Origin of the sequence: Pseudescherichia sp. L3 (genome assembly GCF_024656065.1) — a bacterium.
In the GTDB taxonomy this organism is placed as follows: domain Bacteria; phylum Pseudomonadota; class Gammaproteobacteria; order Enterobacterales; family Enterobacteriaceae; genus Pseudescherichia.
In genome coordinates, this window is sequence record NZ_JANKYC010000002.1 from 166,681 (window position 1) to 179,660 (window position 12,980).

Genomic DNA, 12,980 nt, shown 5'->3' on the forward strand with positions numbered 1-12,980 from the left:
AAATCAGAGCTCTGCGCTAAAAACCAGGTCGCCGCGAGGTATCGGCAGAGGCTGTTGTCCAAGCCAGGTGTTGTAACCCAGCCGACCGCCTCCCCCGAGCGCCACGCCGCGTACCGCATCGGCTCGTAGTAAAATTTGCGTATCCCACTGATACTCAAGACCCAGGTACTGGCGCACCCAGTCGCGCAGCGCCGTTACCCAGGCTTCGCCAGGCAGAAAGCGGTCATACTCCTCTGCGCTCAGCGGACCTATTTCGATACGAAACTTATGCTGCACGTCGCGGACGGCTACGCCAAGAAACGCCGACTGGCCTAGCCGGGGCAGGCGTCGTCCCGCACCGAGCTGGGCCTGCTCACGAGAGGAAAGCGGCATCCACTGCGGCACGTTCATCGCCAGCTTTACCGGCACCTTAAAGTAGTTGCGCAGGATCTTCTCCAGCCCTTCCGGATCGCGGCTATGGCGCGTCAGGTGTCCGGCATGGGTAAAGCGCGCGTGTGGGCTGAGGCTGCCTTTCGCCATCTGCCCCGGCTGCCCCATACCGATAAGCGACGCCAGATAGCGATCAAAACGCTTATTGTCAGCACGGTCGAGCGACACGGCGGGCTGCGCATCGGCCCACGCGCGGTAGAAAAGCAGCGTCAGACGATGATGAAAGAGATCGGCGAACGCGGCCAGGCTATCGTCCTGATGGTGATGGATACGCTCCCGAGCGTACTCCGTCATGTGCACCGGCAGCGGGCCGTTGGGGCCAAACATGCCAAAGCTCAGGATAGAGACCTCATGCAATCCGCTCTGCGCCCGCTGGCGAACCTGTGCCACCGTGGAGGGGGCAAAGCTCATGGAGGGCTGCTGACCGATACGCAGCGGCTCAAATTTTGGCAGCGGCGCACGGCCCAGCGGGTAACGCTCGCCCCCCTGGGCGTCAACGCGTCTCAGCAGCTGGAAGAGATCGTAGCGCCAGGGCGCGTCCATCACCCCGCGCCAGAACGTCTCCGGCAGCGGCGTCAGGCGATGAACCTGCCGTAGCGTGGTCACGGTTTCACTCATATCAGCGCCCTTTTGCCCATTCTCGGTGCCCAGTAGCCAATCTCCCCCCGCTGCTGGCTCTTAAGCGTGAACTCGGTAAAGCTATTGATGGAGACCAGGCGGGCGAAAAGGCGCTCCAGCACGCTGCCAAACAGCCACGGGCTGGAACCCGAGAAGGCCTGCTCGTCCACCGTCAGGGTAATGCCGATGCCACGGGCGAAAACGATAGGCCCCGGCTCCGGCACGCGGCGATGAACGGGCTCCAGCACGCAGTGGCGAACGCCCTCGATCTGGCGGGCAATGGGCGCTTCGGCCAGGCCGGCATACAGGCCGAGCAGCTGGCGCAGCGCGGCGGCGCCGTCTTCGTTTTCACTGTCCATCAGGCTCAGGTAGTTCATTTGCAACTGGCTGATGAGCCGCCAGGTGCTGAACCCCTCCGCCAGCGCCGGACGCGGCGGCGTGGGGCCTTTACGCAGGCTCAGCTTTTTCACCGGCATCGAATCCGACAGGATAAACTGGCCCAGCTCCTGCTGAAGCATCAGCGGCAGATCGCGGCTGGTACAGAGCACGTCGGCGGTGATATAGCGCAGGCTCTCCTGCCACGGGGCATGCTGCTCATCCACCAGCGAGACAAACACTTCCGAGCCGGTGTAGCCGGTACGGGTGCCGTAGCGTAGCGCATGTTCGGACAGCACACGCTGCTCGCGGCGCAGGGAGAAGTAGGCTCCGTAGTTGCCTGCATCCTGGCTCCAGGTGCTCCAGAACGGACGAAACGTCTGATCGTCACGCTGGCCGTCGGCGCTACCGTAGATCTTGTTTACCGCATAGATTTCATAATCCAGCGGACGGATATTATCGACCACCAGATGACATTCGTGCTGGTTATCACTTAGCTTCTGGCGAGAGGCCACCTTCGGGAAGAGATTGATCACCGGCGTGCAGTGCATCGCCATGTGGCTGGCGTCCACAACCCGCTCCAGCTGCTCGTCGGTTTTATCCAGCAGGATGAAAATATCAAACGCATGCTCTGCTTCGCAGCGGCTAATCAGCTTGCTAAGGCCGCTCAGGCTGATAAAGCGGAAGCGCGCCGGGAAAGCAAAATACTCCTGAAGCAGCCGGTAGCCATCAAAGTTGCGCAGATCCTCTGGCAGCAGCGCATGGTCGGCGTCAAAACCCTCATGACGCAGGGCGTTCTCTGGCAGCTGTTGACGCTGCGGCTGCGCGCCCACGGTCTGGCAGACAACGCCAACGTGATGCTCCATTACCAGTTCCAGCAGCTTCAGCGCTTCGATGTCGGGGCCGCTCAGGAAGAAATCCAGCCGGTCAAAGTTGAGATGTCCAAGGTGCTGCGGGCCATCGCAGGCGATGCGGATCCGCAGGGCGCTGGTGATCCCGCGCTGGCTGAGGCCAAGCTGGGCGAGAGGCAGATCGGCAGGCACGCCCCCCAGCTCAACGCTGTCGATTTTCAGCGGCAGCAGGTTGACGTCATGCGCCGTGGTATAGCTACAGGTGACCCCGTTTTTTTTCAGCGCCAGGCTGTCCATCATGGTGCCGCGCGGCACGATAAACCCGTTGCTCAAATCGCCCCGCCCGCTGTCGGGCTGCAGTTCAGCGATGGCCATGGACGGCGTGGGAGCTAAATAGTTGGGGGCCAGCATCTCCAGCAGGCGCTGGGAGAAGCGCGGAAACTCGGCATCCATTTTGAGCTGTACGCGGGAGGTCAAAAAGGCAAAGCCTTCCATCAGGCGCTCGGTGTACGGGTCCGCCACCTCTATGCCCTGCATCCCTAACCGCCCGGCTACTTTAGGGTAGCGCTGGGCAAACTCTGCACCCATCTCCCGCAGATAGGCCAGCTCGCGGTTGTAGTACTCAAGCAGTTTACTTTCCATAGTTACCCCGCATCTTTAAGTTCAAAATGACCATTTTCCAGATCGACATCCGTGCGAAACAGAAACTCCAACGGGTACGGTACGCACCACATACGCCCTTTGATCTCTATCGACAGCACGTTGTGCAGATCAAGCGACGCCGTGTCGGATATACAGCGCACCTGGAGCCCTTGCGCCATGATACGCGGCTCAAAGTTAACTATCGCCTCGGTTAACTTGCGCTGGATGTCATGCCATTCGATATCCGACATCCGTTTCCCCGCCAGCGGCGCCACGCCGAAGTTCACCACCGAACGGCGCACTTCCGGCAAGGCGCTGAGATCGTGGGACGAGTCCTGATTGATGGTATTAAACAGCCACTGCAGATCGCGCAGCACCTGGTGCCGCAAAGCCGAGTGGGTAATAAAGTTGCTGTTTGCGGGCTCCCGCTGCTTTCCGGGATCGTTATCCGTCAGGCGATCCAGCAGCGAGGGCTGCATCTTGTCGCGCGCGCCCACTCTCTCCTGCTTGCTGCGGGCTTGCCAGCCGCTGCGCAGCAGATCGCCTTCGCCAGCGGGTTTACTCATGCTCGCTGCCTGCCGTAAAGGTGATCAGGCTGAGTGACAGCAGCGGGCTTTCACTCTGCTCACTGAGCCACGCCTTCTGACCCAGCCCTTGATACAGCACGCCGTCGTCATCCAGCGGCAGCCATTCCGTCGCCCGACCCAGCTTGACCGCGTCAGCCGCCTCGGGCTCAAAGGGATAGCGCGCCGGGAGCTGGCAGACCTGCTCGGTGCCATCGGTCAGGCGCACCAGCGCGTGACGCCACACCAGGTCGGTGACGCTGGCCGGAGCCTGAAAACGGATCTCTTCGATGGCGCTAAAGGGCAGCCAGAAATAGCGGCCATTGAGGATAGTTTCACAGACCGGCCCCAGGCGCGCGTCGCCATCCATCAGCCATGCAAAGTCCTGGGTCTCTTCATTCTCAAACGTAAGCACGCCAGCGCTGGCCTCAGCCTGCTCCAGCGCCTCAAGGCGTAGCGTCCGGGCGCGCTCCCCGGTTTCAGCCAGCGCCGAGGCGAGCGTAGCCAGCCAGGGCCACTGCGTATCCGGCATCGACGGGCGCGCCAGGCCTGCCAGAACCTGAGCACGCTGCAGCTCCCCCTGCATGGCCTGCTCAAGCAGCGTCACGGTAGGCTTCGCCTGTGGCTTCATTGCCAGCCAGCTTTTCAGCTGGGTTATCGCCCGCGTCCAGTTACCGCTCAGGGCCAAAAACTGGACAAAGGCGGCGCGCAGATCGGCGTCCGCCGGACGGGATTTGATCTCAGTTTCCAGGCGCAGCAGGGCGTCATTAATCGACTCATCACCCAGATGTTGATAAAGCGTATTCATAGCTGCTCCTTAATTCGCGGCGCGCCAGGCACCCACCGCAGGATCGCGCAGCTGCGGGCGCAGCGCATCGACCAGGACAATATTGAGCGTGGCATTCGGTGCCAGCCACGGGGTCCAGAGCTGTTTCACGGCCTGCAAACGCGCCTGCAGTTGCGCATCGTCGCTGGCCAGCTCCTGAGAGACCTGAACCACTACCGTACCTTCGCTCTTCCAGCTGTTTAGCGCGCTGTCGTAAGGCAGGATCATCCAGCTCTGCTCGCTACCTTTGGTGCTGAAAACCATGCGCTCTTTATTCACGGAAGTGATGAGTACATCATCCGCATTAACGCTGTCGCTCAGGCCGGTGACCGGGAAGCCGTGGACATAGGTCACCGGAGTCTCCTGCTGCCCGCTGTTGCTGGCCTGCGTCATCACAGCATGACCGCTCAGCCAGCTACCTTTTTCGCAGCTCGCCGTGCCGGATGCCGGAATAAACAGCGCCGGTGCGGCCGCGCCGCCCTGCCAGAAGGTACGCAGATGGCAGCCGTTTTGCAGGGTAAACTCCTGCCATGGCGTGCGATCCGCCGCGACCGAGAGCGTTTCCGGATTAACGGCTGGCGGGATCAGGGCGTTATTAGTCGTTGTAGCTACCTGCGGCTGTGGCTGCGGCTGCTTGACTGCGACCGCCCACTCTTTGTTTTTACTCGCCGTCCCCTGGGCCAGGGTTGTACCCGCAGGATCGTTCAGCGTCCACGACAGCTGCTGCAGCTTGCCGCACTGGTTTTCCAGCAGCGCCCCCAGGCGAGGCATAAAGCTGTCGAGTATAGAGACCTCTTTATTGCCGTTCGCCACGATACGTAACGCGACGTCTTGCTTACACCAGCTCTGCGGCGTTTTGTCCTTGATATCGTCTATCCAGATATCCAGCTTTTGTGAAGGCGACTGCACGATGCGATAGTTCTCAGCCTGTGCGGTGCCCGCTACAGCCAGAAGCGCTAAACCCGATAGCCAAAGTTTCATATAAGTCCTTGTGTGCCTAATCAATCCAGTACGGGAAAAAACTGAGCTGCATCAGAGAGCGTATGCAGCAAGGTGGTGTCCTGCGGGTTGCCCATCCACACCGCAACAGCGGTGTAGTTATCCTGAGCGCTACCCTCGCTTTCGCTGTTTTTTTGAATGAGCTGCTGCATTAGCGTCAGCCACTCCTGCGGCGTGTTGACCATATGCAGCGACTGTTTCATCTGCTCTTCGCTAACGCCGTGCCAGAAGCCATCGGTGCATAGCAGAAAGACATCGCCATCTTCGACCGGGACCACATCGCTGTAGCTCGCTTCCGGACCGCCGTTCTCGATGCCCAGCGCCAGATAGAGCAGATTGCTGTTGATGTTATCCGTCTGGTGCCCGGCATCTTTCATCTGCTGGATCAGGCTGTGGTCGGTGGTCACATGGGAGAGCCAGCCGCGACGAAACAGGTAGAGGCGGCTATCGCCCGCGTGCGCCCAGTAGGCCAGCTTGTAGTCACGATCGATAAACAGGCTGACCAGCGTGGTACCCATCCGGCGGTAGTCCTGCACCGCCTGCTGTTCGCTGAGGATGGCGCGGTTTGCCTGCTGAATATAGTCGGGAATTTCTTGTGCGTTCAGGTGCTTATCGCCGTTGAAGCGCGAGATAATGCTGTTGCGGGCAAGCTCAGCCGCGACGTCGCCGCCCGGCAGGCCCGCGATACCGTCACATACTACGAAGCAGGCCGCGCGCTCCCCGATATTTTCTCCCGTCTGATCCTGGTTACTGGCGCGCGTTCCCTGGCGGGAGAGAGAGGCCGTTGCGATATTCATTCTTCTTCCGATCCGCTTTGTGAGTCTTTGTACTGATTGACCTCCATGTCATAGGCATGCAGGAAGGCTTCGCCAAACAGGGTATGGAAGTCATCTTCAATTTCGCCTGCCGTCTGGCCGTAGGAGCGAACGAAGTAGTCCCACAGCGCGGCTTTACGGCTGCCCGGCAAGGATAGACGTGACGTTACGCCATCGAGCTTCGCCTGCTCTTCAAGCTGCTCCGGGTTAAAGGATTGCAGCATGGCGGCGATGATGGCGCGGATGCCGGAGATCATGCCCAGCTGGTGCGCCTGAAGATCGATCAGCGCATCGCGTACCGATTTTTTCGGCGGCATAAAGCCCGGCATGCGGGTGCCGAACATCTGCATCAGCACCGTTTTTCCGGAAGGAAGCAGCTTGAACGGATTATTGGCGTCGTCCAGCACCATCGTCATGTCCGCTTTCACGCCGCGTTTGAGGATCGATCGCGACGAGAGGAGTGCCACCGTCCCCTGAGAGAACATGCTCAGCATCTGGCCGAGCTGGCGCATATTTTCCCGGTCGAACTGCGGCGTCGGCTGCATATCGCCAAGGCCCATCCCTTCCAGCAGTGCCTCCAGCAGCTCGCCCTGCAGTACGTCGCCCCGGGCAGGCTGGGACGAGGAGGCAGAGGCGGCGTTTTGCACCGGATCGATACGCAGGCGGCCTTTAGGCGTCTGCATTTGCGTGCGCGCAACCGCCTGCGGCGTAGGCATGGTAAAGCCTGCGTAGTCCTGGCGGTCCGGCTCCTCGGCTGGCATGTCAGGTTCAGCGTGCGGCGCTTCCGGCAGCGGCTCCTCTGCAAACAGCGGCGAGTTGGCCAGCGGATCGGCATCGTCAGGCGTCTGGACCAGCGGCGCTACGGTTTCAGGCTTTGAGGTAAACTCAGGCTCAGGCTCAGGCTTCTGCTCAGGCGCAGCGGTCAGCGGTGCACCGCCCATCAGCCCCAGAGGATCGTTATCTTCAGCGGGTGCTGCGTCTTTCGGCAGCGGATCGTCTTTGGGCGACAGACTGTTATTAGGCGACAGATCGTCTTTAGAAGAGAGATCGTCGGGATGGGTAAGCGGTGCGCCTCCCATCAGCCCAAGCGGATCGTCATTGCGCGCGGCGGGTGCGCTGGCAGAGCCGCCGAACAGCGCCAGCGGATCGAGCTCGTCCTTCGGCTCCTCTTTTGGCAGCGAAGGCTCGCTCTCTTTTGGCGGCACCAGCGTGCTGGGCGTAGCGTCATTGAAGATGCTGTCGCTTTTAAACAGCGCCTCGTCGCTAAACAGCGAGTCGGTATTAACGTTTTTACGCTCTAGCTGGGGATCGCTATTCTGGAACATCGCCAGCGGATCCTCGGCGTTGCGTTCCGGCTCTTTGGGCTGTGAGAACGGATCGTGAGATTCAGCAGGCTGTGGCCTGGCGCGGCTGCTTGAGATGCTGTCGGAGATAGAGAACTCCTGCATCAGGCTGTCCCAGATCTCCGTAGGCACCGCCGTAGGTGCGGCGTCCGCTTGCGCAGCGTCGCTGGCTGGCTTTGATGCTGGCGCTGGCGCGGCGGCAGGTTTCGGCGGCGGCGGCGTAATCACCGCTGCCGGACGGCTTACCGGCGCAGCCTGCTGTTGCAGGCTAGTAACTTCGATGCGGTAGTCATCAATACCCAGGATGTCGCCATCCTGCAGTTCGACCTGGCGTCCGCGCTCCAGGGGAATATCGTTCAATGCCACGCGGGTCACGCTGCCCCGGTTGGTGATGTGGCACTCGCCCTGAGCATCCACATGGACAATGGCCTGCAGGCGAGAGATCGTGCGGTCGTTATCCGGCAGCACCAGATTGTTATCCGTTCCGCGGCCAATGGTGCCACCGGGCGCATAAAATTCGAAGCTACTCGTGGGTGGCTGATGGCCAGGTTTTGTCGAAATAATCGTGAATCGCATAGCGTATTCCTGCTGGTATGGTTAGCACTCAAACGCAGCCGCTCTTGGGGAAGAATGGCTGCGTTTGGGGGCGACTAAGTTGATTAAGAAAAAGCTGAATGGTGCAAATAGATACGTATTAAAAATAAGTTGCAACTTCTTTTAAGAGCTGAGATTTAACTGCATGATTAATTTTATTTATAGAGCAAAAATATAGCAAAACAAACAGACAACCAAAAAGCAAGTATATAACCTTGGATTATGCATAGTCGATGGAATTTGATTATCCAACTTATTCTTGAATCAGGCAAGGACTGTACAAACGCATATGCTTCTGGCTGGACGTAACGCTCATGGGTAAATTTCATCTTCACCCCTTTATATAAACGCACAAACCAAATTATTTTTTGATAATTGGCTATTGAGCCAAAAAAAACAGCGTAAGTTGTCATTATATCAATATCAAAACCATGTCCAAGGTACTCATCCAGCAACCTTCTATACTCCTCCTCATTCTTTTTAAACTGATACCTGTTAAAAGTATCAATTATCACAATAGCAACAAATGATGAAACCCATAAAAAAAGCAGTATGCTTTCCAATCTTTTGCGTCCTGTTATAAATTAAATAGCGCAGATCATTTATGCAGATAAGCAATCACCTAAACATTATGATAATGACTTACCTTTTATCTATATTTTATAAGTATGCCAGAAACAAAAAACACCAGACCCAGCCCCATTATACAGTTTATCAATCTGTAAAAATCTTTGACCCACAACCAGTCAAAATTCCCTACCAATACTTGCTTAGCCTCTGGCGTAACCCAACGGTTCTTTTCAAGCTGAAATGCTTTTCCTTTCATAATTATTTTTATCAGCGAAACTCGAAACCCAAAACCGTACATCCCCAACTGTTCATAAAAGTAATAATCTTCTAATTTTATTAGTGATTTTTGCTGAAGAAGCCTAAATGCTTCTTTCAGTTGAGTGTTATATTTTTTGTAGAATCTATTATAAAAATAAGCCGTAATGGCTATGCCAATTAAAGCACCATAAGCTAAGGACACTAAAATGATGTCCATTGTCAATTTAGTTGCTCCTAATAATATTTAAATGTTGTTATAACTGCACTAAAAAACCATTACTTATGATAAAAAGCCCATCTTATCAAGTAAAGCATAAATAACGCCAACACCGAAACCTAGTCCCATAAGATAGCCATTTCTATAAAAACCGCGTATCCATGAAAGATCAAAATGCTCTCTGAGCAAGTCACCCGCCTCAGGCTCTATCCACCTTTTATTATCAATCGGAATACGCCGACCCTTTAGAATCATAGAGATAATAGATACACGATATCCAAACCCTGGCACACCTAACTGTTCATAAAAATAGTAATCTTCAAAGCGAATAATCGAATGATCGATTAACAGTTGAAAAACACCTGCAAGTTCGGCCCTATACTTTCGATAATATACATAATATACTACAAGCGTGTATACCCAACTTGACACCATTATTAATAAGAAGGTCAGCTCTATGATGTTTGTCATCATTTCAATTACTACTAAAAAATAATGAATTTATTTTGTTACCTATCTCAATACCTGCAGTATTCCCCTGCCAAGAGCCCCCTGCTGTAAATACCAACCCAACTCCAAAACCGCAAGCAACGGTCCCTATGCCACCAGTAGGTATACCAAGAGCAAGACAGATCGGATCAGCCGCCATTGTAGCAAACCCACCAGCTATTAAGCTACCAGCCGTACCACCACCAAAAATACTGTATTTTTTTACCGCAACCTTCGCACACTCATTCTCGCGCCCGGTAGTACAGGCATGGTACACATCGTTAGTGGTGTTCATAAACGACAAACCTAACGCCACCCATCCGCCCGCCTTCATAAAGCTCGCTGCTTTTGCTGACCGGATAATGTAGCTGGCGTATCCGGGGATGGTGCCCACCCCAACCGTGCTCCACTCATGAATAATTGAGCGTGTGGACAAGCCCAGTGCTCTTTTGATGCTCTCGTAGCGGTCTATGTTTAGCGACATACGGCCGAGGCTATTTAGCAGCGGCTTAAGCTGGGCGAACAGCGCGTTTCGCTCCGTATAAAACTGCTGACCAATCAGCATGCCCTGCGTACGGAACTGGTTCTGGTAGGTCTGCTCTATTTTGACCAGAATCGACTCAATCTGGTGAAAATATCTTTCCCCCGCCTCTCCCGCCGTTCCGACAACCTTCTCTCCCAGGGAGGTCAGTGCCGCAATATGCTGGTAGTTCTTGTTCAGAAATGCCGCTACATTGTCATCCGTTGTTGCCAGGGCCGCGTTAACTTTCTGCTTCGCCATAATCAGGTGATTAAGCTGATACACCTGATTCTGATTCGCCGGGTCGGCGACTATCAAAATCTGTCCGGGCCTGACCCAGCGCATATCCCGATTGAGATGCATAAAGTAGCGGGCCGCTTCGCTGTTCGGATTATTAAACAGTAAACGCGCCTGAAAATCTAAGGTGCCCGGCTGCTGTACCACGCAATACCCGGGGGCTACAGTAGATTGTGTTCTCATCTTTAATCCCTGTTAAATCGCTTTAACAGCAACCTCTGCCCGCTGTTTTAAAGCAACATGAGAAGACGACTTCTCATTTTTACTAAAAATGATTTTGAAATTCGTTCAGCCTGTTAAAGGAACACCTGTTAACCTGACGTAGCATCGCAAACGATTTCAAAATACGGTCTGTAAAAATGATTCTACTGCGAACCTGCTATTCTCTGTAATGTATTTGTGCTATCCATACTATTACAGCTTGTGCTATTTAATACAGCCAACCTGGTTGAGCATCGAAACACTTGATTATCTGCTGTATAAAATTTTATTTACCTGTCATTACGAGAACAACCAACAAAAACATTAATATTGCAACAAAATATGAAAGCTTCTGGAATTTACCGATCCATGAAAAATCATACAGTGATAGCATTAATTTACCAGCATCAGGCTCTAACCAACGCCCCTTGCTTCTCTTCAAGGGCTTACATTGAAGGATTTTTCGCATAAGGTTTACCCGATGAACAAAGCCCGGAGCACCTGACTGCTCATAGAGCCGATAATCTTCAACATCTAAATACCTTTCTTTTTGCAGCTGACTAAACACATCAGAAAGTTGCCTGGAGTATTTACGATAAAATCGGAAGTAAATTACCAGTGAGATAGCAAGCCCTATGAAAATTAAAATTAACGCAATAAACCGGAAGTCCTTATACATTACATTTCCATTGACTGCTAAGGAGCGCCTCTAAGATACAAAGCCAATGAAATTTTTTGATAGACAGCAGCAACTATTATAATCGCTCCCCCATACAACCAATATTCATTAGTAATCATAACCAAACAAAGTTAATATTAGTAAAAAACATAAAAGAACACTACCTAGTTTGACTTTACAACCATAATTTTTAACCCATGCCAGATTAACCCCTCTCAATAATACCTGACATGCTTCTGGCTCAAGCCAGCGAGTATGAGTTAACTTAACTCTCTTACCTTTAAGAATTAAGAACAGAACCATTACTCTTGCACCAAAACCCCAAAAACCTAACATTTCCAAAGTCTGGTAATCATTGACATGCAATAATTTATTATCTTTTAAAATCTGAAAAATACCCACCAATCTTTTTGAGTATCTTTTATAATCCATAAAAAAAGACACAACAATTAGAATCCATACTATAAATAGAAACAAAACAAAAAATGAATAAATATGTTTGGCATCCACACTAATTTCCGCCATAAATCAAATAGTTTGTTACTTGACCAGCATATCCACCGACTGTGGCTCCTATTGATGAACCAGCCGCGCTGACAATAACACCGCAGGCTATTGTTCCCATACCTACAGTAGGTACGCCTAGTGCTAAGCAAACCGGAGTTGTTAAGGAAGCAGCTAAAGCTGCACCAGCTACTCCACCACCAAAATTACTGTAATTTTTAATCGCCACTTTTGCGCACTCACTCTCGCGCCCGGTGGTACAGGCATGGTACACGTCGTTAGAGGTGTTCATAAATGAGAAGCCTAACGCCACCCATCCGCCCGCTTTCATAAAGCTCGCTGCTTTTGCTGACCGGATAATGTAGCTGGCATATCCGGGGATGGTGCCCACCCCAACCGTGCTCCACTCATGAATAATTGAGCGTGTGGACAAACCCAGTGCTCTTTTGATGCTCTCGTAGCGGTCTATGTTTAGCGACATACGGCCGAGGCTATTTAGCAGCGGCTTAAGCTGGGCGAACAGCGCGTTTCGCTCCGTATAAAACTGCTGACCAATCAGCATGCCCTGCGTACGGAACTGGTTCTGGTAGGTCTGCTCTATTTTGACCAGAATCGACTCAATCTGGTGAAAATATCTTTCCCCTGCATCTCCCGCCGTTCCGACAACCTTTTCTCCCCAGGAGGTCAGTGCCGCAATGTGCTGATAATTCTTGTTCAGAAATGCCGCTACATTGTCATCTGTTGTTGCCAGGGCCGCGTTAACTTTCTGCTTCGCCATAATCAGGTGATTAAGCTGATACACCTGATTCTGATTCGCCGGGTCGGCGACTATCAAAATCTGTCCGGGCCTGACCCAGCGCATATCCCGATTGAGATGCATAAAGTAGCGGGCCGCTTCGCTGTTCGGATTATTAAACAGCAGACGCGCCTGGAGATCTAAGTTTCCCGGCTGCTGTACCACGCAATACCCGGGGGCTACAGTAGATTGTGTTCTCATCTCTAATCCCTGTTAAATCGCTTTAACAGCAACCTCTGCCCGCTGTTTTAAAGCAACATGAGAAGACTATTTCTCATTTTTACTAAAAATGATTTTGAAATTAGCTCAGCCTGTTAAAGGAACACCTGTTAACCTGACGTAGCATCGCAAACGATTTCAAAATACGGTCTGTAAAAATGATTCTACTGCGAAC

General features: G+C 53.4%; 14 protein-coding genes. All 14 read right to left on the reverse strand.

The window, feature by feature from the left end; all coding sequences use genetic code 11:
* Positions 1-3: 3 nt before the first annotated feature.
* Positions 4-1,047: a type VI secretion system baseplate subunit TssG gene (tssG, locus tag NR795_RS12350; RefSeq protein WP_144817784.1), complete on the reverse strand. Its 1,044-nt coding sequence runs from the start codon at positions 1,045-1,047 to the stop codon at positions 4-6.
* Entirely contained in the window at positions 1,044-2,915 is a 1,872-nt protein-coding gene (tssF, locus tag NR795_RS12355) for a type VI secretion system baseplate subunit TssF (RefSeq protein ID WP_257758390.1), read from the reverse strand. Before tssF ends, tssG begins: the two co-directional genes overlap by 4 nt.
* Positions 2,916-2,917: 2 nt before the next feature.
* Complete coding sequence (gene tssE / locus NR795_RS12360; protein ID WP_144817782.1) at positions 2,918-3,481, reverse strand: type VI secretion system baseplate subunit TssE; 564 nt, start codon at positions 3,479-3,481, stop codon at positions 2,918-2,920.
* Complete coding sequence (locus NR795_RS12365; RefSeq protein WP_144817781.1) at positions 3,474-4,286, reverse strand: type VI secretion system accessory protein TagJ; 813 nt, start codon at positions 4,284-4,286, stop codon at positions 3,474-3,476. Before NR795_RS12365 ends, tssE begins: the two co-directional genes overlap by 8 nt.
* 9 nt (positions 4,287-4,295) lie before the next feature.
* Complete coding sequence (locus NR795_RS12370) at positions 4,296-5,285, reverse strand: hypothetical protein (RefSeq protein WP_257758391.1); 990 nt, start codon at positions 5,283-5,285, stop codon at positions 4,296-4,298.
* A gap of 20 nt (positions 5,286-5,305) precedes the next feature.
* Positions 5,306-6,100, reverse strand: coding sequence for a PP2C family serine/threonine-protein phosphatase (locus NR795_RS12375; protein WP_144817779.1), 795 nt, complete (start codon positions 6,098-6,100; stop codon positions 5,306-5,308).
* Positions 6,097-8,037: a type VI secretion system-associated FHA domain protein TagH gene (gene tagH, locus NR795_RS12380; protein ID WP_257758392.1), complete on the reverse strand. Its 1,941-nt coding sequence runs from the start codon at positions 8,035-8,037 to the stop codon at positions 6,097-6,099. Before tagH ends, NR795_RS12375 begins: the two co-directional genes overlap by 4 nt.
* 173 nt (positions 8,038-8,210) lie before the next feature.
* Positions 8,211-8,618, reverse strand: a complete 408-nt coding sequence (locus tag NR795_RS12385; RefSeq protein WP_257758393.1) for a hypothetical protein — start codon at positions 8,616-8,618, stop codon at positions 8,211-8,213.
* A gap of 86 nt (positions 8,619-8,704) precedes the next feature.
* Positions 8,705-9,106: a hypothetical protein gene (locus tag NR795_RS12390; protein ID WP_257758394.1), complete on the reverse strand. Its 402-nt coding sequence runs from the start codon at positions 9,104-9,106 to the stop codon at positions 8,705-8,707.
* Between the two features lie 57 nt (positions 9,107-9,163).
* A complete protein-coding gene (locus NR795_RS12395; RefSeq protein ID WP_257758395.1) occupies positions 9,164-9,574 on the reverse strand; it encodes a hypothetical protein in 411 nt (136 codons plus the stop codon).
* A gap of 1 nt (position 9,575) precedes the next feature.
* Positions 9,576-10,589, reverse strand: a complete 1,014-nt coding sequence (locus NR795_RS12400; protein ID WP_257758396.1) for a hypothetical protein — start codon at positions 10,587-10,589, stop codon at positions 9,576-9,578.
* Between the two features lie 304 nt (positions 10,590-10,893).
* Positions 10,894-11,286 carry a hypothetical protein gene (locus tag NR795_RS12405; protein ID WP_257758397.1) on the reverse strand — a complete coding sequence of 131 codons (393 nt, stop codon included), beginning with the start codon at positions 11,284-11,286 and terminating at the stop codon, positions 10,894-10,896.
* A 108-nt stretch (positions 11,287-11,394) separates the two neighbouring features.
* Entirely contained in the window at positions 11,395-11,796 is a 402-nt protein-coding gene (locus tag NR795_RS12410) for a hypothetical protein (RefSeq protein ID WP_257758398.1), read from the reverse strand.
* 1 nt (position 11,797) lies between these two features.
* A complete protein-coding gene (locus tag NR795_RS12415) occupies positions 11,798-12,787 on the reverse strand; it encodes a hypothetical protein (protein WP_257758399.1) in 990 nt (329 codons plus the stop codon).
* Between the last annotated feature and the right edge of the window lie 193 nt (positions 12,788-12,980).